This is a genomic window from Serratia sp. PL17 (genome assembly GCF_017832355.1).
Classification (GTDB): domain Bacteria; phylum Pseudomonadota; class Gammaproteobacteria; order Enterobacterales; family Enterobacteriaceae; genus Serratia.
In genome coordinates this window covers 1-19,442 of record NZ_JAFIBY010000014.1, presented here as the reverse complement: position 1 = coordinate 19,442, position 19,442 = coordinate 1, and the positions used below count along the sequence as shown (strand labels likewise).

Genomic DNA, 19,442 nt, shown 5'->3' with positions numbered 1-19,442 from the left:
TTACTTACGGAGTCAAACATGCTCAACCGTTTGGAAAGCCTGACTCAGCGCGTTGGTGGTAGTAATGAATTAGTTGATCAATGGCTTCAGGCTCGCAAGCAATTGCTGGTCGCCTATTGCACCCTCGTGGGCATCAAACCGAATAAAGAAAAGCATACGCCGCTGAATGAAAAAGCGCTGGAGAACTTTTGCCATAATCTGGTGGATTATCTCTCTGCCGGTCATTTCCATATCTATGACAGAATTATCAAACAAGTGGAAGGCGCATCCAGTCCCAAAATGTCTCTGGCAGTTAACATCTACCCCAAGCTCTGGGCCAATACAGAGCAGATCATGGCCTTCCACGATCGCTATACCGAAGTAGATATTGATCAGGATGTGTGTCTGGAATTCCATCAGGCGTTGTCAAATATCGGTGAAACGCTGGCAGCACGTTTTACCCTGGAAGATAAGTTGATCCAATTGGCAGCTGAAGCCTGGCAACAAGCCCTGACGGACGCCCCCTTGGATCAGACCCGTTAAAATTTTGTAGTGTTTTTTATTATCCCTCCTATACTGGGGGGCATCTTGTCGGAGTGCCTAGCGCCTGATTTGTTCATCAAATTGGCCAGGCTGAGACCGTTAATTCGGGATCCGCGGAACCTGATCGGGTTAATACCCGCGAAGGGAACAAGAGTAATCTATCGCCATAGGCAGGTGCCCCAATTTGGGACAATCCCGTCCTGCTGGCCAGCATCATTACTCCCTCCGAGCTCCAGACAAGCAACTTTCCCAACCCAACACACTGGTAGGAACTTGCTATGTCTAACGTTAAGAAACCTCGTGCCCGTAAAGAGCAACGCGAAGAAGCCCAGCAGTTTATTGAGACTCTTCAGGGCGTTTCATTTCCCAACTCACGCCGTATTTATTTGCAGGGCTCACGTAGCGACCTGCAGGTACCGATGCGTGAAATTCAACTTAGCCCGACGCTGATTGGTGGCGACAAAGATAACCCACTGTACGAACAGAACGAGGCTATCCCGGTGTATGACACCGCTGGCCCTTACGGCGATCCGCTGTCAGAACTCAACGTGCATAGCGGCCTGACAAAGCTGCGCGCGGAATGGATCGCCGAACGTGGCGATACCGAAGCCCTCAACAACGTGAGTTCGGGTTTTACCCAGCAGCGTTTGGCGGATGATGGTCTGGATCACCTGCGTTTTGAACATCTCCCGCAACCACGCAAGGCGCAACCCGGCAAATGCGTCACCCAGTTGCACTACGCACGTGCCGGTACTGTCACACCAGAAATGGAATTTATCGCCATCCGCGAAAATATGGGCCGTGAACGTATCCGCGGCGAAGTATTACGCCACCAGCACCCGGGGCAAAGCTGGGGCGCCAACCTGCCGGAAAACATCACACCGGAATTTGTCCGGCAAGAGGTCGCTGCAGGTCGCGCCATCATCCCTGCCAATATTAACCACCCTGAATCCGAACCGATGATCATCGGCCGCAACTTCCTGGTGAAGGTCAACGCCAATATCGGGAATTCAGCCGTAACTTCTTCGATCGAGGAAGAAGTCGAGAAACTGGTGTGGTCCACCCGCTGGGGTGCGGACACCGTGATGGATTTATCCACCGGTCGATATATCCACGAAACGCGCGAATGGATCTTACGTAATAGTCCGGTACCGATCGGCACAGTGCCTATTTACCAGGCTTTGGAGAAGGTCAACGGGGTCGCGGAAAACCTGACCTGGGAAATGTTCCGCGATACGCTGCTGGAACAAGCGGAACAAGGCGTCGACTACTTCACCATCCATGCGGGTGTACTGCTGCGCTACGTCCCCATGACCGCGAAACGCCTGACCGGTATTGTCTCCCGTGGTGGTTCGATCATGGCCAAGTGGTGCCTGTCCCATCATCAGGAAAACTTCCTGTATCAGCACTTCCGCGAAATCTGTGAAATCTGCGCCGCCTATGACGTCTCACTGTCACTCGGTGACGGGCTACGCCCAGGCTCAATTCAGGATGCCAACGACGAGGCTCAGTTCGCCGAACTGCACACCTTGGGTGAACTGACCAAAATTGCCTGGGAATATGACGTGCAGGTAATGATCGAAGGCCCAGGCCACGTGCCGATGCAGATGATCCGCCGCAACATGACCGAAGAGTTGGAGCACTGCCACGAAGCGCCGTTCTACACCCTCGGTCCGCTGACCACCGACATCGCACCAGGTTATGACCATTTCACCTCCGGTATCGGGGCCGCCATGATTGGCTGGTTCGGCTGCGCCATGCTCTGCTATGTCACGCCGAAGGAACACCTCGGCCTGCCGAACAAAGAAGACGTCAAACAGGGCCTGATCACCTATAAGATTGCTGCCCACGCGGCGGATCTGGCCAAAGGCCACCCCGGCGCACAGATCCGCGATAACGCCATGTCAAAAGCACGCTTCGAATTCCGCTGGGAAGATCAATTCAATCTCGCACTCGATCCGGCCACCGCACGTGCTTATCACGATGAAACGCTGCCGCAGGAATCCGGCAAAATTGCCCATTTCTGTTCCATGTGCGGGCCGAAATTCTGCTCGATGAAAATCTCGCAGGAAGTTCGCGACTATGCCGCAGCCCAGGAAGCCGCCAAACCGGTAGAGGTGCAGGTAATCGGGATGGAAAAAATGTCAGCCGAGTTCCGATCACGCGGCAGCGAGCTCTACCACAGCGCCGGTAACCTGCAGGAGGAACTGAGCAATGACTGATATCAACACACCTTTCCCCGCTACACCGCACAAGTTGGGGCTATACCCGGTTGTCGACAGCGTTGAATGGATTGCCCGCCTATTAGAAGCAGGCGTCACCACGATTCAACTGCGCATTAAGGATCTGCCGGAAGAGCAAGTCGAAGAGGATATTGCCGCAGCCATTGCCCTCGGTAAAAGGTATAACGCCCGGCTGTTCATCAATGACTACTGGCAGTTGGCGATTAAACACGGTGCCTATGGCGTACATCTCGGTCAGGAAGACCTGGATACCACCGATCTGGCGGCTATTCACCGTGCCGGATTGCGTTTGGGCGTTTCCACCCACGACGATGCCGAGCTGGCCCGCGCCATTGCGGTAAAGCCGTCTTATATTGCGCTGGGGCATATTTTCCCGACGCAAACCAAAGATATGCCTTCCGCCCCCCAGGGGTTAGTCGAACTGAGACGCCATATCTCCGGGTTGAATGATTACCCGACGGTAGCGATCGGCGGGATCAGCATTGATCGCGTAGCCGCCGTACTCGATTGTGGCGTTGGCAGCGTGGCCGTCGTCAGCGCAATTACCCAGGCCGCAGACTGGCGAGCAGCCACCTCAGAATTGCTGCAACTGATCGAAGGCAAGGAGTAATACCATGTTGAACGATCAAGAGTTCCTGCGCTACAGCCGTCAATTGCTGCTGGAGGATATCGGCCCAGAAGGCCAGGAGAAGCTAAAACGTTCGACGGTGCTGATTGTCGGATTAGGAGGCTTAGGCTCCCCCGCCTCACTCTATTTAGCCGCCGCCGGTGTGGGTACCTTGTTGTTAGCAGATGACGATCAGTTGCACATCACCAATCTGCAACGTCAAATTCTGTATCGCAGCACCGATGTTTCAAAAAGCAAAGCCTGCCTGGCGCAACGTCAGCTACAGGCATTAAACCCGATGATAGAAACCCTCGCGATGGAACAGCGTCTGCAGGGCGAAGCATTGAAGCATGCCGTAGAACGCGCTGATTTGATTTTGGATTGCAGCGATAACATGGAAACTCGCCATGCGGTGAATGCCGCCTGCATCAAGGCCGGTAAACCGCTGATCAGCGGGAGTGCCGTGGGGTTCAGCGGCCAGTTGTTGGTTATTGAGCCGCCCTATGCCCACGGCTGCTACGCCTGCTTGTATCCGGAACACACCGAACCCCAGCGCAACTGCCGCACCGCGGGTGTACTCGGTCCGGTGGTCGGCGTCATGGGTACGCTGCAAGCCCTGGAAGCGATAAAAATGTTGGCGGGAATGCCTTCCGCCATCAGCGGCAAACTGCGGCTCTTCGACGGAAAACAACAAAGCTGGAGCACACTGCAACTCAGCCAGGCCAGCACCTGTGCGGCATGCGGAGGGGCAGCATGAAGATCCGGCTTAATGACCAGCCGTTAGAATTAGCGCAGCCACTGAGCGTCGACGCACTGCTCAAGCAGTTGGAACGCCACCAGCCGGGCACCGCGCTGGCTATCAACCAAACCATCATCCCGCGTGCCGACTGGGTCAACCACCTGGTGCAGGACGGTGATGACATCTTGCTGTTTCAAGCTATCGCGGGAGGCTGACATGTTGAAAATCGCCGATACCACTTTTACTTCACGCCTGTTCACCGGCACCGGAAAGTTCGCCACCCCTGCGCTGATGTTGGACGCCTTACAGGCCTCTGGTTCCCAGTTAGTGACCATGGCCATGAAGCGCGTTGACCTACGCGGCGGCAACGACGCCATTCTGGCGCCGCTGCAGCAACTGGGGGTTCGCCTGCTGCCGAATACCTCCGGCGCAAAAACGGCCGCCGAGGCGGTGTTCGCCGCCCGACTGGCACGTGAAGCCCTTGGTACACATTGGGTAAAGTTGGAAATTCACCCCGATGTGAAATACCTGCTGCCGGATCCGATTGAGACCCTGAAGGCGGCGGAAACGCTGGTGAAAGACGGCTTTGTCGTTCTGCCCTACTGCGGCGCCGATCCGGTGTTATGCAAACGTCTCGAAGAGGCCGGTTGCGCGGCAGTCATGCCACTCGGTGCGCCGATTGGTTCTAACCGGGGGCTGAGAACCCGTGATTTCCTGGAGATCATTATCGAACAAGCAAAGGTGCCGGTAGTGATCGACGCCGGTATCGGTGCGCCAAGCCATGCGTTAGAAGCCATGGAGCTGGGTGCCGATGCCGTGCTGGTCAATACCGCTATCGCCGTAGCACGCGATCCGGTACAAATGGCTCGGGCATTCCGTCTGGCGCTGGAAGCCGGTGAATTGGCACGTCTTGCCGGACTCGGCAGCAGCCAGCGCAATGCGGTAGCTTCCAGCCCATTGACTGCTTTTCTCAGTCAGACTGGGGTGGCATTGTGATGACCAATGACTTCAGTCACCGCTGGCAGCAGTTGGATTGGGACGACATCACCTTACGCATCCACAGTAAAACCGCACGCGACGTGGAACATGCGCTGAATGCGGACAGACTGACACGCGAAGATTTTATGGCGCTGATCTCCCCCGCTGCCGCAGCGTATCTGGAACCGCTGGCGCAACGCGCACAACAGTTGACCCGCCAACGCTTTGGCAACGTGGTCAGCTTCTATGTGCCACTTTACTTGTCCAACCTGTGCGCCAATGACTGTACCTACTGTGGTTTTTCGATGAGCAATCGCATCAAACGTAAAACGTTAGATGCTGCGGAAATAGAACGTGAATGTTTGGCCATCAAAGCACTGGGTTTTGAGCATTTACTGTTGGTCACCGGCGAACACCAGACCAAAGTTGGCATGGACTATTTCCGGCAACATATTCCGGCGATCCGCCGCCATTTCAGCTCGCTGATGATGGAGGTGCAACCGTTGGAACAGGAAGAGTATGCCGAGTTGAAAGCTCTGGGGCTGGATGGCGTCTTGGTTTACCAGGAAACCTACCATCCCGCGACCTACCTGCAGCATCATCTGCGCGGCCAGAAGCAGGACTTTCATTGGCGGTTGGCCACGCCGGATCGCTTGGGCCGAGCCGGGATCGACAAGATCGGCCTGGGTGCTCTGATCGGGCTGTCCAACAATTGGCGTACCGACTGCTATATGTTGGCTGAGCACCTGTTCTACCTGCAACAAACCTACTGGCAGAGTCGTTACTCCATTTCATTTCCACGCCTACGCCCCTGTGCCGGGGGTATCGAACCGGCATCAATCATGAGCGAACCGCAGTTGGTACAGTTGATCTGCGCCTTTCGCCTATTCGCTCCTGATGTAGAGCTGTCCTTGTCGACGCGTGAGTCACCGTTCTTCCGTGATCATATGATCCCGGTAGCAATCAACAGCGTTAGCGCAGGATCCAAGACCCAGCCCGGTGGTTATGCTGACGACGTCGCGCCTGAATTGGAACAGTTTGAACCTCATGATGGACGTACACCGCAACAGGTGGCACAAGCCATCAGCGATGCCGGTTTACAACCCGTGTGGAAAGACTGGGACGGATATTTGGGGCGAAGCCCGCAATAACCAGCAACCCTTGCAGCACAGCCTGAAAAGGGGTGGAAACGCCGCGCAGATGCCGCCAATGCGTCTGGTACAGGAAATGGGTCTCGCTATAGTGGCGATGCTGGCTGCCAAACCCGGCGCCAGCCGGAGCCCTCATATTCTCAACGGCTCCGCCTTACTCCTCCCCCGGATCACGTCGGGTACTTTCCCGCGTGACTCCGGGGCCCTCTACATGTTAACTCCAGGATTCTTCACTCAGAACAACGCACCGGCATGTTGTAAAAGCAAAAAAAACCGCCCCCGAAGGAGCGGTTTATCTGGCAAGGGCCCGGCAAGCCGGGACCACGGCATATTCAACGATTAATCGTTGTTGCCGCCCAGGCCTGCGTTCAGCAGTTCAGCCAGGTTAGCCGTTGCTTCTTCCGCGCTGACCTGCGGAACAACTGGCGCTTCACCCTGTGCTTTACGGCGCATACGGTCCTGGTGATAAGCGTAACCGGTACCGGCTGGAATCAGACGGCCCACGATAACGTTCTCTTTCAGGCCACGCAGTTCATCACGCTTACCGGCAACTGCCGCTTCGGTCAGAACGCGCGTCGTTTCCTGGAACGATGCTGCGGAGATGAAGGACTCGGTCGCCAAGGAAGCCTTGGTGATACCCAGCAGATCGCGTGAGAAGGTTGCCTCGATCTTGCCTTCAGCAGCAAGCTGACGGTTGGCAATCTTAACGCGTGACACTTCAGCCTGCTCGCCTTCCAGGAACTCGGTGCTACCCGCGCTGACGATGGTACCTTTACGCAGCATCTGACGAACGATAACTTCAATGTGTTTATCGTTAATCTTAACGCCTTGCAGACGGTAAACTTCCTGCACTTCGTTGGTGATGTAGCGGGTAACCGCATGCACACCACGTAGACGCAGAATGTCGTGCGGAGACTCTGGGCCGTCAGAAACAACGTCGCCACGCTCCACAACTTCGCCTTCAAACACGTTGAGCTGACGCCATTTTGGAATCATCTCTTCGTAAGCGTCGCTGCCGTCCAGTGGGGAGATTACCAGGCGACGTTTGCCTTTGGTCTCTTTACCGAACGAGATAATCCCGCTGATTTCAGCCAAGATTGCCGGTTCTTTCGGACGACGTGCTTCGAACAGATCCGCAACGCGTGGCAGACCACCGGTAATATCCTTGGTACCGCCGGATTCCTGAGGAATACGCGCCAAGGTATCACCCGCACCGATCTGAATGCCGTCTTCCAGCTGCACAATCGCTTTACCTGGCAGGAAGTATTGAGCAGGCATATCAGTACCTGGAATCAATACGTCGTCGCCTTTGGCATCAACGATTTTCAGTGCCGGACGCAGGTCTTTACCGCTACCGGTACGCTCTGCGCTGTCCAATACAACCAGAGAAGACAAACCGGTCAGTTCGTCGGTCTGGCGTGTAATGGTCTGGCCGTCAACCATATCAGCGAAGCGGATGAAACCACTCACTTCGGTGATAACTGGCATGGTGTGCGGATCCCAGTTAGCAACGGTTTCGCCGCCGTTAACTTCTGCACCGTCACCTTTGCCCATGACAGAACCGTAAGGCACTTTGTAGCTTTCTTTAGTACGGCCGAATTCGTCGATCAGCTTCAGTTCGGTGTTACGAGAGGTAATCACCAGCTTGCCTGCGGCGTTCATAACGAACTTCACATTGCTCAGCTTCAGCGTACCCTTGTTTTTCACCTGGATGCTGGATTCAGCAGCCGCACGAGATGCCGCACCACCGATGTGGAACGTACGCATCGTCAGCTGTGTACCCGGCTCACCGATTGACTGTGCCGCGATAACGCCGATAGCTTCGCCTTTGTTGATGATGTGACCACGTGCCAGGTCGCGACCATAGCAGTTTGCACACACACCAAAGTCGGTTTCACAGCTAACTACGGAACGGACTTTAACGCTGTCGACAGAGTTCTCTTCCAACAGGTCACACGTCTTCTCGTTCAGCAGGGTGTTGCGTGGTACGAGGATGTCAGCCGTACCCGGCTTGATGACATCTTCTGCAGTCACACGACCCAGAACGCGTTCGCGCAGTGGCTCTTTAACGTCACCACCTTCGATAACCGGAGTCATCATGATGCCGTTGTGAGTCCCACAGTCGTCTTCGGTTACAACCAGATCCTGCGCCACGTCAACCAGACGACGGGTCAGATAACCGGAGTTAGCCGTTTTCAATGCGGTATCCGCCAGACCTTTACGAGCACCGTGCGTGGAGATGAAGTACTGGAGTACGTTCAGACCTTCACGGAAGTTCGCAGTGATTGGCGTTTCAATGATGGAACCATCTGGCTTAGCCATCAGGCCACGCATACCGGCCAGCTGACGAATCTGTGCTGCAGAACCACGCGCACCGGAGTCGGCCATCATAAAGATGCTGTTGAAGGAAACTTGTTGTTCCACTTCGCCGTCACGGTTAACCACGTCTTCTACCGACAGGTTTTCCATCATCGCTTTAGCAACACGTTCGTTTGCCGCAGCCCAGATATCGATCACTTTGTTGTAGCGTTCGCCGGCAGTTACCAAACCAGACTGGAACTGCTCCTGGATTTCAGCAACTTCGGTTTCTGCTTCTTCGATGATCTCCGCTTTCTTAGCCGGGATAACCATGTCATCGATACCTACGGAAGCACCTGAACGGGCTGCGTAAGCAAAACCGGTGTACATGATCTGGTCAGCAAAGATAACGGTCGGCTTCAGGCCCAGGATGCGGTAACAGGTGTTCAGCATCTTGGAGATAGCTTTCTTGCCCAAAGGCTGGTTAACGATCGAATACGGCAGACCGCGCGGTACGATCATCCACAGGATGGCGCGACCTACGGTAGTGTCGATGATCGAAGTCTGGTGTACAGTCTCGCCTTCGGTGTTTTTGATCTCTTCGGTGATACGCACTTTGACACGCGCATGCAGAGAAGCCAGACCGGCGCGATAAATACGCTCAGCTTCTTTCGGGCCGCTCAACACCATGCCTTCGCCTTTGGCGTTAACACAGTCACGGGTCATGTAGTACAGACCCAATACAACGTCCTGAGAAGGAACGATGATTGGCTCGCCGTTCGCAGGTGACAGGATGTTGTTGGTAGACATCATCAACGCACGCGCTTCCAGCTGAGCTTCCAGCGTCAAGGGTACGTGAACAGCCATTTGGTCACCATCGAAGTCGGCGTTATATGCCGCACAAACCAGCGGGTGCAGCTGGATTGCCTTGCCTTCGATCAGAACCGGTTCAAACGCCTGGATACCCAAACGGTGCAGAGTTGGTGCACGGTTCAGCAGTACCGGGTGTTCGCGGATAACTTCGTCCAGGATGTCCCAAACGACAGCTTCTTCGCGCTCAACCATTTTCTTGGCGGCTTTGATGGTGGTGGCCAGGCCACGCAGCTCCAACTTGCCGTAGATGAACGGTTTGAACAGCTCAAGTGCCATTTTCTTAGGCAGACCGCACTGATGCAGACGCAGGTATGGACCTACGGTGATAACAGAACGACCAGAGTAGTCAACACGTTTACCCAACAGGTTCTGACGGAAACGACCCTGCTTACCTTTGATCATATCGGCCAAAGATTTCAGAGGACGCTTGTTAGAACCGGTGATAGCACGACCGCGACGGCCGTTATCCAGCAGGGCATCTACCGCTTCTTGCAGCATACGCTTTTCGTTGCGTACGATGATGTCAGGCGCAGCCAGATCCAGCAGGCGTTTCAGACGGTTGTTACGGTTGATCACGCGGCGATACAGATCGTTCAGATCTGAAGTCGCGAAACGGCCACCATCCAACGGAACCAGCGGACGCAGATCCGGCGGCAGTACCGGCAGCACGGTCAGGATCATCCACTCTGGCTTGTTGCCAGACTGTACGAACGCTTCCAGCAGCTTGATACGCTTGGTCAGCTTCTTACGCTTGGTTTCGGAGTTGGTTTCGTTCAGCTCTTCACGCAGCTGCTCGCACTCAGCTTCCAGATCCATGTTTTTCAACAGGGCCTGAATAGCTTCCGCACCCATCTTGGCGTCGAATTCGTCACCAAACTCTTCCAACGCGTCCAGATACTGCTCTTCAGTCAGGATCTGACGACGCTCGAGGTTGGTCATACCGCCTTCAACAACCACATAGGATTCGAAGTACAGTACACGTTCGATGTCACGCAGCGGCATATCCAGCAGCAAACCGATGCGAGATGGCAGCGATTTCAGGAACCAGATGTGCGCAGTCGGTGAAGCCAGTTCGATGTGGCCCATGCGCTCACGACGCACTTTAGTCTGGGTCACTTCAACGCCGCACTTCTCACAAATCACGCCGCGGTGTTTTAAGCGCTTGTACTTACCGCACAGGCACTCGTAGTCTTTTACCGGCCCAAAGATACGGGCACAGAAAAGGCCGTCACGTTCTGGTTTGAACGTACGGTAGTTAATGGTTTCCGGCTTCTTAACTTCACCGAACGACCACGAACGGATCATGTCTGGCGATGCCAGAGCAATCTTGATCGCATCAAACTCTTCGGTCTTAGTTTGCGCTTTCAGAAACTTCAATAAGTCTTTCACGGATTGGCTCCTGTCGGAGTTAAACCTGTTGGGTACCCACAACTGCAGTAGGTACCCGTGTGACCTGAACAACCACCCTCAGGCTCCCTAAGGCCGGGAGCCTGAGCCGGAACACGATTACTCGTCTTCCAGTTCGATGTTGATACCGAGCGAGCGGATTTCTTTCAACAGTACGTTGAAGGACTCCGGCATGCCAGGTTCCATGCGGTGATCGCCATCCACGATGTTTTTGTACATCTTGGTACGGCCGTTAACGTCATCCGACTTAACGGTAAGCATTTCCTGCAGGGTATAAGCTGCGCCGTATGCTTCCAGTGCCCACACTTCCATCTCACCGAAGCGTTGACCACCGAACTGCGCCTTACCACCCAGCGGTTGCTGAGTAACCAAGCTGTAAGAACCGGTTGAACGGGCGTGCATTTTATCGTCAACCAAGTGGTTCAGTTTCAGCATGTACATATAGCCAACAGTAACCTGGCGCTCGAATTGCTCACCGGTACGGCCATCGAACAGCGTAATCTGACCCGAGGTTGGGATCCCGCCCATTTCCAGCAGTTGCTTGATTTCAGTCTCTTTCGCACCATCAAACACCGGCGTTGCAATTGGCATACCTTTTTTCAGGTTCTCTGCCAGACGCAGTACTTCGTCGTCGGTGAAGGTGTTCAGGTCAACTTTCTGGCAGACATCGTCACCCAGATCGTAAGCCTTTTGAATGAACTCACGCAGCTTAGCCACTTCCTGATGCTGCTTCAGCATTTGGTTGATCTTCTCACCAATACCTTTAGCAGCCATACCCAGGTGGGTTTCCAGGATCTGACCGATGTTCATACGTGATGGTACGCCCAGCGGGTTCAGTACGATGTCAACCGGCGTGCCGTTTTCATCGTAAGGCATATCCTCGATCGGGTTGATCTTGGAGATAACACCCTTGTTACCGTGGCGGCCTGCCATCTTGTCACCCGGTTGGATCTGACGTTTAACGGCCAGATAAACCTTAACGATTTTCAGCACGCCTGGTGCCAGATCATCGCCCTGGGTGATCTTACGACGCTTGGCGTCCAGCTTCTTCTCGAAGTCGGATTTCAGCTCGTCGTACTGCTCTGCCAACTGTTCCAGCTGGTTTTGCTTCTCTTCGTCGGTCAGGCCCAGTTCCAGCCAGCGATCGCGTGGCAGCTTGCTCAGCTTTTCAGCTTCAACGCCACCGGCAACCAGCACTGCATGGATACGCGTAAACAGACCAGCTTCCAGGATTTGCAGTTCTTCAGTCAGGTCTTTTTTCGCCTGCTTCAGCTGCATCTCTTCGATTTCCAACGCACGCTTGTCTTTTTCCACGCCATCGCGGGTGAAGACCTGCACGTCGATAATCGTACCGGAAACGCCGTTTGGTACACGCAGAGAGGAATCTTTAACGTCAGATGCCTTCTCACCGAAGATCGCACGCAGCAGCTTCTCTTCTGGCGTCAGCTGGGTTTCACCTTTTGGCGTTACCTTACCAACCAGAATGTCACCACCGGTCACTTCAGCACCGATATACACGATACCGGATTCATCCAGTTTGGAGAGCGCAGCTTCACCTACGTTAGGGATGTCAGCAGTGATCTCTTCAGGCCCCAACTTGGTGTCGCGAGACACACACGCCAGTTCCTGAATGTGGATGGTAGTGAAGCGATCTTCCTGAACCACACGCTCGGACACCAAGATGGAGTCTTCGAAGTTGTAGCCGTTCCACGGCATGAACGCCACGCGCATGTTCTGGCCCAGTGCCAGTTCACCCAGATCGGTGGACGGGCCATCTGCCAGCACGTCGCCGCGCTCGATTGGCTCACCCAGGTTCACACACGGCATCTGGTTGATGCAGGTGTTCTGGTTAGAACGGGTGTACTTGGTCAGGTTATAAATATCGATACCTGCTTCGCCCGCGTGCATCTCGTCTTCGTTAACTTTGATAACGATACGGGAAGCATCCACGTACTGGATCACACCGCCACGTCGAGCTACGGCGGTAACACCGGAGTCAACAGCTACAGCACGTTCCATACCGGTACCTACCAGCGGCTTATCAGCGCGCAAGGTTGGAACCGCCTGACGTTGCATGTTCGCACCCATCAATGCACGGTTGGCGTCATCGTGTTCCAGGAATGGAATCAGTGAAGCACCAACGGAAACAACCTGCTGGGTTGATACGTCCATATAGTCAACCTGGTCGCGGCTGAACAGGCTTGATTCGCCTTTGCTACGACAGGTGACCAAGTCTTCTACAAAGCGGCCGTCATCATCCAGGTTGGAGTTCGCCTGAGCGATAACGAAGTTGCCTTCTTCAATAGCAGACAGATAGTTGATTTCATCGGTAACCAAACCGTCACGCACACGGCGGTACGGGGTTTCCAGGAAGCCATACTCGTTCGTCTGTGCGTACACGGACAAGGAGTTGATCAGACCGATGTTTGGACCTTCCGGCGTTTCGATTGGACACACGCGACCGTAGTGAGTCGGGTGTACGTCTCGAACTTCAAAGCCGGCACGTTCACGGGTCAGACCGCCTGGGCCCAATGCAGAGATACGACGTTTGTGCGTAATCTCAGACAACGGGTTGTTCTGGTCCATAAACTGAGACAGCTGGCTGGAGCCGAAGAACTCTTTCACCGCCGCCGAAATTGGCTTGGCGTTGATCATGTCCTGTGGCATCAGGGTATCCAGATCGCCCAGGGACAGACGTTCTTTAACCGCACGCTCAACACGTACCAGACCTACACGGAACTGGTTCTCAGCCATTTCGCCGACGGAACGGATACGACGGTTGCCCAAGTGGTCGATATCGTCCACTTCGCCTTTACCGTTACGGATATCGATGAGCTTCTTCATCACTTCAATGATGTCGTCTTTGCTCAGGATGCCCGAACCTTCGATCTCGTCACGCAGCAGAGAACGGTTGAACTTCATACGACCAACCGCAGACAGATCATAGCGGTCTTCAGAGAAGAACAGGTTCTCGAACAGGCTTTCAGCAGCTTCGCGCGTTGGCGGCTCACCAGGGCGCATCATGCGGTAGATTTCTACCAGCGCGCTCAGACGATCACTTGTTGGATCGACACGTACGGTCTCAGAGATGTACGCACCGTGGTCCAGATCGTTGGTGAACAGCGTTTCAATACGCTTGTGGCCTGACTGGCTCAGTTTGGCCAGCAGATCCAGAGACAGCTCCATGTTGGCTGCACAGATCAGCTCACCAGTATTGGTATCGATATAGTCCTTCGCGACCACTTTGCCCGCGATGTACTCAACCGGTACTTCAATACTCTGAATTTCGTCTTTTTCGAGCTGACGGATATGACGAGCGGTGATACGACGGCCTTTCTCAATGTAGATCTTGCCGTTGGCTTCGATATCAAACGAAGCAGTTTCACCACGCAGACGTTCTGGAACCAGCTCCATCTGCAGCTTGTTATCACGGATCTCGAATACGACTTTCGCAAAGAACAGGTCAAGGATCTGTTCAGTGGTGTAGTTCAGTGCACGCAGAATGATGGTCGCAGGCAATTTACGGCGACGGTCAATACGTACAAACAGGTTGTCTTTCGGGTCAAACTCGAAATCCAACCATGAACCGCGGTAAGGGATGATACGTGCGTTATACAGCACTTTACCCGAAGAGTGGGTTTTACCCTTATCGCTGTCAAAGAATACGCCAGGACTACGGTGAAGCTGAGATACGATAACCCTCTCAGTACCGTTGATCACAAAGGTGCCGTTTTCGGTCATGAGCGGAATTTCGCCCATATAGACTTCTTGTTCCTTGATGTCTTTGACCGTACCTTCCGGAGCTTCACGCTCATAGATGACCAGGCGCAGTTTGACGCGCAGCGGTGCAGAGAACGTCACACCACGGATCTGGCACTCTTTGACGTCGAAGACCGGCTCACCAAGACGGTAGCTAACGTATTGCAGCTCCGAATTGCCACTGTAGCTCTGGATAGGGAAAACAGAACGGAATGCAGCTTCTAAGCCGTATTGCCCTTCTGGATCTTGCTCGATAAACTTCTGGAACGAGTCAAGCTGGATAGAAAGGAGATATGGTATGTCCAAAACTTGTGGACGCTTACCAAAATCCTTACGAATACGTTTTTTCTCGGTATAGGAGTAAACCATAGGGTTCCTCAGCTCGCTGGAAAGTCGAACCTATCTGTCCGTCCGGATATAGGACGGTTCACGCAACACCATTTTGTCGACCGGAAAGCGGGAACACTTTCCGCAATACTCGTTTCTATCACGCTTAAATCATTTCGTTGCGCTGTACGGCAGATTTTGCTGCGGCAGGGAGAGCAATATATTAAGTCGTCGATAGAAAGAAATATTGGGGTTAGCCAGTAGCCAAACAGTGTGAAACTCTACTGACGCCCTACAGCGCAAAAAGGCTGGTGACCAAAAAGTCACCAGCCATCAGTCTGTTAGTTAAAACAGACTGCACTCAGAAAGCAGTGGCTTATTTAACTTCAACTTCAGCGCCAGCTTCTTCCAGAGCTTTTTTCAGTGCTTCAGCGTCGTCTTTGCTGATGCCTTCTTTCAGTGATGCTGGTGCAGACTCAACCAGGTCTTTAGCTTCTTTCAGACCCAGGCCAGTTGCGCCACGTACTGCTTTGATTACTGCAACTTTGTTCGCGCCGATACCTTTCAGTACAACGTCGAATTCAGTTTTTTCTTCAACAGCTTCAGCAGCAGCAGCAGGACCTGCAGCTACAGCAGCAGCAGAAACACCGAACTTCTCTTCCATAGCGGCGATCAGTTCAACGATTTCCATTACAGACAGAGCTGCAACGCCTTCGATAATTTGGTCTTTAGTGATAGACATAACAATTGTTCCTAAAATTCAGAAATAGTTTAAATACGTAAGCAACGGATAAGAAAAAGGGCTTATGCCGCTTCTTTCTGATCGCGCAGTGCAGCCAGAGTGCGAACCAATTTGCCAGCAGCGGCTTCTTTCATGGTTGCCATCAGGCGTGCGATTGCTTCATCGTAAGTAGGCAGAGTTGCCAAGCGGTCAATTTGTGCCGCAGGGATCAGCTCACCTTCAAAGGCCGCAGCTTTAATCTCGAACTTTGCATTCGCTTTCGCGAAATCTTTGAACAGACGAGCAGCAGCGCCCGGGTGTTCATGAGAAAATGCAATCAAGGTAGGACCGACGAACGTGTCTTTCAGGCATTCGAATGGAGTGCCTTCAACTACGCGACGCATCAGGGTGTTACGAACAACACGCATGTAAACGCCAGCTTCACGACCTGCTTTACGCAGTTCAGTCATTTTATCAACGGTAACGCCACGAGAATCCGCAACAACCGCAGACAGCGCGCCTTTGGCTACTTCGGTGACTTCAGCAACAATCGCTTGTTTGTCTTGAAGATTTAATGCCATTAGCTTTTTGCTCCTGGATTTAGCCGGGGGAAATCCCCGGCACTCACATCACTCAACACCTTGTGATAAATCACGCAGTGAGAGCGTTCAAACACGGTGAGCAGAATCCAGCAAAGACAATTTAAAATTTTCTTTAGGCTCTGTCACCGTCTACGCAGGAAAGATTAAGTACCTTTCGATACACCTGCGGTCTTGGACGGAGGCCTGGATAGGCCAGGCTCCAACCGAAAAATCTTTTGTTTCACTATGGGCAAGCCAATAGCAAAACCTTGGGGCATAAGATTCTAGACAAATCTTACCCCCAAGTCAAAGCGATAATCGCAGGGCGATTAGTTCGCTACAGCAGTCAGGCCGCTTTGATCGATAGCAACGCCAGCACCCATGGTGGTGGAGAGGCTAACTTTCTTGATGTACACGCCTTTCGCCTGAGATGGTTTTGCTTTTTTCAGCGCAACCAGCAGGGCTTCCAGGTTTTCTTTCAGCTTGTCTGACTCGAAATCAACCTTACCGATAGTGGTATGGATGATGCCGTTTTTGTCGTTACGGTAACGAACCTGACCTGCTTTAGCATTTTTCACAGCTTCAGCAACGTTCGGAGTAACGGTACCCACTTTCGGGTTTGGCATCAGGCCACGTGGACCCAGGATCTGGCCCAGTTGACCAACAACGCGCATTGCATCTGGAGAAGCAATAACAACGTCGAAGTTCATTTCGCCTTTTTTGATCTGGTCTGCCAGATCTTCCATACCTACCAGCTCTGCGCCAGCAGCTTTAGCTGCTTCAGCGTTAGGGCCTTGGGCAAATACGGCAACGCGAACGGAACGACCGGTGCCGTTTGGCAGAACGGTAGCGCCACGAACGTTTTGGTCAGATTTACGAGCGTCGATGCCGAGGTTAACAGCAACGTCAACGCTTTCTACGAATTTAGCGGTGGCCAGCTCTTTCAGCAGAGCAACAGCTTCGGTGATGTCATACTGTTTAGTAGCATCAACTTTGTCACGGATCACGCGCATGCGCTTGGTCAGCTTAGCCATTTCTTAATCCTCCACTACCAGGCCCATGGAACGAGCAGTACCTTCGATGGAGCGAGTCATCGCTTCAACGTCAGAACCAGTCATGTCCGCAGCTTTGGTTTCTGCGATTTCACGTACCTGAGCACGAGTCACTTTACCTACTTTGTCTTTGTTCGGCTTGCCTGAACCAGACTTGATACCAGCCGCTTTTTTCAGCAGAACTGCTGCTGGCGGGGTTTTGGTAACGAAAGTGAAGGAGCGATCAGAATAAACAGTAATAACAACCGGAATCGGCAGACCTTTCTCAACGCTGTCAGTCTTAGCATTGAACGCCTTACAGAATTCCATGATGTTAACGCCTTGCTGACCCAGAGCTGGACCAACTGGCGGACTTGGGTTAGCCATACCGGCTGCAACTTGCAGCTTAACGTAGGCTTGTACTTTCTTGGCCATTTACAATTCCTCGGTTTGGGTAATATCGCCTCAATAGAGGCTCCCCGTGTTTAACCTCGCTCAATGAGCAAGGTCTATAAAAACAAAAGGCGCGAAATTATAGTTCAATTTCGCGCCTATGGCAAGCGGCAAAAAACCACTTATTGCTGATTAATTGATCAGCCTTTTTCAACCTGAGCAAAGTCCAGTTCCACCGGCGTTGCACGCCCAAAGATGGAAACAGAAACTTTCAAACGGCTCTTCTCGTAATCCACTTCTTCAACAACCCCGTTGAAGTCAGCGAACGGACCATCGTTAACACGGACCAATTCACCCGGCTCGAACAGCGTTTTAGGACGCGGCTTATCACCAACCTGCTGCAGGCGGTTCATAATCGCATCAACTTCTTTATCGCTGATCGGTGCCGGACGGTCAGAGGTACCGCCGATGAAACCCATAACGCGTGGAACGCTACGCACCAAGTGCCAGCTGGCGTCATTCATCACCATCTGGACCAGTACATAGCCCGGGAAGAACTTACGTTCACTTTTACGACGCTGGCCACCACGGATTTCAACGACTTCTTCCGTAGGCACCATGACTTCGCCGAACAGCTCTTCCATATCGTGCAGTTTGATGTGTTCACGCAGCGATTGCGCTACGCGACCTTCAAAACCGGAAAACGCCTGAACGACGTACCAACGTTTTTTTGGAGCTTCAGACATTTTAGAACCTCAGGCCAGTAATAAACGATACCAGACGGACCAGAATACCATCCAGGCCCCACAGAATCAGTGACATCACGGCAGTTACCGCGGCAACGATCAACGTGGTATGTAGCGTTTCCTGACGAGTTGGCCAGATCACCTTGCGCACTTCTGTACGCGCTTCGCGCGCAAACGCGACGGTGGCCTTGCCTTTGGTGGTCATCAGCGCTACAGCGCCAGCAACAGCGATAACCACTACAACAGCCAGCGCACGTAATGGCAGGCTGAAATCACGGTAGTAATAGTTACCGACAATCGCTACAACCAACAGAACGGCGACGATCAGCCACTTAGCCGTTTCCAGGCCGCGCCCGCTCCCTTGAGCCTCGGTATTCGCACTCATAAACCAACCTGTCACAATGAATTCAGAACAGACAACTTTGCCTCGCACAGCAAGACAAACCAAACCGATCAAATGCCGCTCGGCAGCATTTCGGTGTTTTACGCTATGACGTATCTCAGTCAATACGGCTTTAAGAGCCCATCTCACCAATGATTATGACTGCAAAATCGCTGATGAGATAGGTTCTAGTTCACAGCGTAGAAAAAGGGCATCAAATGATGCCCTTTTACCGCGTGTCGCGTCAAACGTTATCAGCGATTAAGCGATAACTTTAGCAACAACACCAGCGCCTACAGTACGGCCGCCTTCACGGATTGCGAAACGCAGACCGTCGTCCATCGCGATTGGGTGAATCAGGGTTACAACCATGTTCACGTTGTCGCCTGGCATTACCATCTCAACGCCTTCTGGCAGTTCGATGGTACCGGTCACGTCAGTTGTACGGAAGTAGAACTGTGGACGGTAGCCTTTGAAGAATGGCGTGTGACGACCACCTTCTTCTTTGCTCAGGATGTACACTTCTGAGTCGAATTTGGTGTGTGGCTTGATTGAACCTGGTTTAGCCAGTACCTGACCACGTTCGATATCTTCACGCTTGATACCACGCAGCAGAACACCTACGTTCTCACCAGCACGGCCTTCGTCCAGCAGTTTGCGGAACATTTCAACGCCAGTACAGGT

16 protein-coding genes and 1 riboswitch are annotated in these 19,442 nt (G+C 53.2%); of the genes, 7 read left to right on the top strand and 9 right to left on the bottom strand.

Annotated elements, in window-relative coordinates:
- Nucleotides 1-18: 18 nt before the first annotated feature.
- The 7 genes from rsd (at nt 19) to thiH (ending at nt 6,240) form a co-directional block, all read left to right on the top strand.
- On the top strand, nt 19-522 hold the full coding sequence (gene rsd, locus JOE25_RS25915; RefSeq protein WP_209640443.1) for a sigma D regulator: 504 nt from the start codon (nt 19-21) through the stop codon (nt 520-522).
- Between the two features lie 39 nt (nt 523-561).
- Nucleotides 562-686: riboswitch (TPP riboswitch) on the top strand.
- A 114-nt stretch (nt 687-800) separates the two neighbouring features.
- Nucleotides 801-2,744, top strand: a complete 1,944-nt coding sequence (thiC, locus tag JOE25_RS25910) for a phosphomethylpyrimidine synthase ThiC (protein ID WP_245210109.1) — start codon at nt 801-803, stop codon at nt 2,742-2,744.
- Nucleotides 2,737-3,375 (top strand): thiamine phosphate synthase, encoded by a 639-nt coding sequence (thiE, locus tag JOE25_RS25905; protein WP_209640440.1) that lies wholly within the window; start codon nt 2,737-2,739, stop codon nt 3,373-3,375. Before thiC ends, thiE begins: the two co-directional genes overlap by 8 nt.
- A gap of 4 nt (nt 3,376-3,379) precedes the next feature.
- Nucleotides 3,380-4,129, top strand: coding sequence for a HesA/MoeB/ThiF family protein (locus tag JOE25_RS25900; protein WP_209640437.1), 750 nt, complete (start codon nt 3,380-3,382; stop codon nt 4,127-4,129).
- Complete coding sequence (thiS, locus tag JOE25_RS25895) at nt 4,126-4,326, top strand: sulfur carrier protein ThiS (RefSeq protein WP_209640434.1); 201 nt, start codon at nt 4,126-4,128, stop codon at nt 4,324-4,326. The genes JOE25_RS25900 and thiS overlap by 4 nt, the downstream gene beginning before the upstream one ends.
- 1 nt (nt 4,327) lies before the next feature.
- The gene (locus tag JOE25_RS25890; RefSeq protein ID WP_209640431.1) at nt 4,328-5,107 is read left to right on the top strand and encodes a thiazole synthase; all 780 of its coding nucleotides are present in this window, start codon (nt 4,328-4,330) and stop codon (nt 5,105-5,107) included.
- The gene (gene thiH, locus JOE25_RS25885; RefSeq protein ID WP_209640465.1) at nt 5,107-6,240 is read left to right on the top strand and encodes a 2-iminoacetate synthase ThiH; all 1,134 of its coding nucleotides are present in this window, start codon (nt 5,107-5,109) and stop codon (nt 6,238-6,240) included. Before JOE25_RS25890 ends, thiH begins: the two co-directional genes overlap by 1 nt.
- 339 nt (nt 6,241-6,579) lie before the next feature.
- Here thiH and rpoC read toward each other — a convergent pair whose 3' ends face one another.
- From rpoC to JOE25_RS25840, 9 genes are all read right to left on the bottom strand, one after another.
- Entirely contained in the window at nt 6,580-10,800 is a 4,221-nt protein-coding gene (gene rpoC / locus JOE25_RS25880) for a DNA-directed RNA polymerase subunit beta' (protein ID WP_209640429.1), read from the bottom strand.
- A 117-nt stretch (nt 10,801-10,917) separates the two neighbouring features.
- Nucleotides 10,918-14,946 carry a DNA-directed RNA polymerase subunit beta gene (gene rpoB, locus JOE25_RS25875; RefSeq protein WP_037425757.1) on the bottom strand — a complete coding sequence of 1,343 codons (4,029 nt, stop codon included), beginning with the start codon at nt 14,944-14,946 and terminating at the stop codon, nt 10,918-10,920.
- A 334-nt stretch (nt 14,947-15,280) separates the two neighbouring features.
- Nucleotides 15,281-15,646 (bottom strand): 50S ribosomal protein L7/L12, encoded by a 366-nt coding sequence (gene rplL, locus JOE25_RS25870; protein WP_209640422.1) that lies wholly within the window; start codon nt 15,644-15,646, stop codon nt 15,281-15,283.
- Between the two features lie 62 nt (nt 15,647-15,708).
- Complete coding sequence (gene rplJ / locus JOE25_RS25865; RefSeq protein ID WP_037425754.1) at nt 15,709-16,206, bottom strand: 50S ribosomal protein L10; 498 nt, start codon at nt 16,204-16,206, stop codon at nt 15,709-15,711.
- 329 nt (nt 16,207-16,535) lie between these two features.
- The gene (gene rplA / locus JOE25_RS25860) at nt 16,536-17,240 is read right to left on the bottom strand and encodes a 50S ribosomal protein L1 (protein WP_012004742.1); all 705 of its coding nucleotides are present in this window, start codon (nt 17,238-17,240) and stop codon (nt 16,536-16,538) included.
- A 3-nt stretch (nt 17,241-17,243) separates the two neighbouring features.
- The gene (gene rplK / locus JOE25_RS25855; RefSeq protein ID WP_015376316.1) at nt 17,244-17,672 is read right to left on the bottom strand and encodes a 50S ribosomal protein L11; all 429 of its coding nucleotides are present in this window, start codon (nt 17,670-17,672) and stop codon (nt 17,244-17,246) included.
- A 158-nt stretch (nt 17,673-17,830) separates the two neighbouring features.
- Nucleotides 17,831-18,376 carry a transcription termination/antitermination protein NusG gene (gene nusG, locus JOE25_RS25850; protein ID WP_004953928.1) on the bottom strand — a complete coding sequence of 182 codons (546 nt, stop codon included), beginning with the start codon at nt 18,374-18,376 and terminating at the stop codon, nt 17,831-17,833.
- 1 nt (nt 18,377) lies between these two features.
- Nucleotides 18,378-18,761, bottom strand: a complete 384-nt coding sequence (gene secE, locus JOE25_RS25845; protein ID WP_020828746.1) for a preprotein translocase subunit SecE — start codon at nt 18,759-18,761, stop codon at nt 18,378-18,380.
- A 258-nt stretch (nt 18,762-19,019) separates the two neighbouring features.
- The coding region (locus JOE25_RS25840) for an EF-Tu/IF-2/RF-3 family GTPase (RefSeq protein WP_348539726.1) at nt 19,020-19,442 on the bottom strand (423 nt) is incomplete at its 5' end.

What these genes read in the sequence shown, in the direction of transcription:
- rsd (WP_209640443.1), top strand. Translation starts at nt 19, where the DNA reads ATGCTCAACCGTTTGGAAAGCCTGACTCAGCGCGTTGGTGGTAGTAAT.
- thiC (WP_245210109.1), top strand. Translation starts at nt 801, where the DNA reads ATGTCTAACGTTAAGAAACCTCGTGCCCGTAAAGAGCAACGCGAAGAA.
- thiE (WP_209640440.1), top strand. Translation starts at nt 2,737, where the DNA reads ATGACTGATATCAACACACCTTTCCCCGCTACACCGCACAAGTTGGGG.
- JOE25_RS25900 (WP_209640437.1), top strand. Translation starts at nt 3,380, where the DNA reads ATGTTGAACGATCAAGAGTTCCTGCGCTACAGCCGTCAATTGCTGCTG.
- thiS (WP_209640434.1), top strand. Translation starts at nt 4,126, where the DNA reads ATGAAGATCCGGCTTAATGACCAGCCGTTAGAATTAGCGCAGCCACTG.
- JOE25_RS25890 (WP_209640431.1), top strand. Translation starts at nt 4,328, where the DNA reads ATGTTGAAAATCGCCGATACCACTTTTACTTCACGCCTGTTCACCGGC.
- thiH (WP_209640465.1), top strand. Translation starts at nt 5,107, where the DNA reads ATGACCAATGACTTCAGTCACCGCTGGCAGCAGTTGGATTGGGACGAC.
- rpoB (WP_037425757.1), bottom strand. Translation starts at nt 14,946, where the DNA reads ATGGTTTACTCCTATACCGAGAAAAAACGTATTCGTAAGGATTTTGGT.
- rplL (WP_209640422.1), bottom strand. Translation starts at nt 15,646, where the DNA reads ATGTCTATCACTAAAGACCAAATTATCGAAGGCGTTGCAGCTCTGTCT.
- rplJ (WP_037425754.1), bottom strand. Translation starts at nt 16,206, where the DNA reads ATGGCATTAAATCTTCAAGACAAACAAGCGATTGTTGCTGAAGTCACC.
- rplA (WP_012004742.1), bottom strand. Translation starts at nt 17,240, where the DNA reads ATGGCTAAGCTGACCAAGCGCATGCGCGTGATCCGTGACAAAGTTGAT.
- rplK (WP_015376316.1), bottom strand. Translation starts at nt 17,672, where the DNA reads ATGGCCAAGAAAGTACAAGCCTACGTTAAGCTGCAAGTTGCAGCCGGT.
- nusG (WP_004953928.1), bottom strand. Translation starts at nt 18,376, where the DNA reads ATGTCTGAAGCTCCAAAAAAACGTTGGTACGTCGTTCAGGCGTTTTCC.
- secE (WP_020828746.1), bottom strand. Translation starts at nt 18,761, where the DNA reads ATGAGTGCGAATACCGAGGCTCAAGGGAGCGGGCGCGGCCTGGAAACG.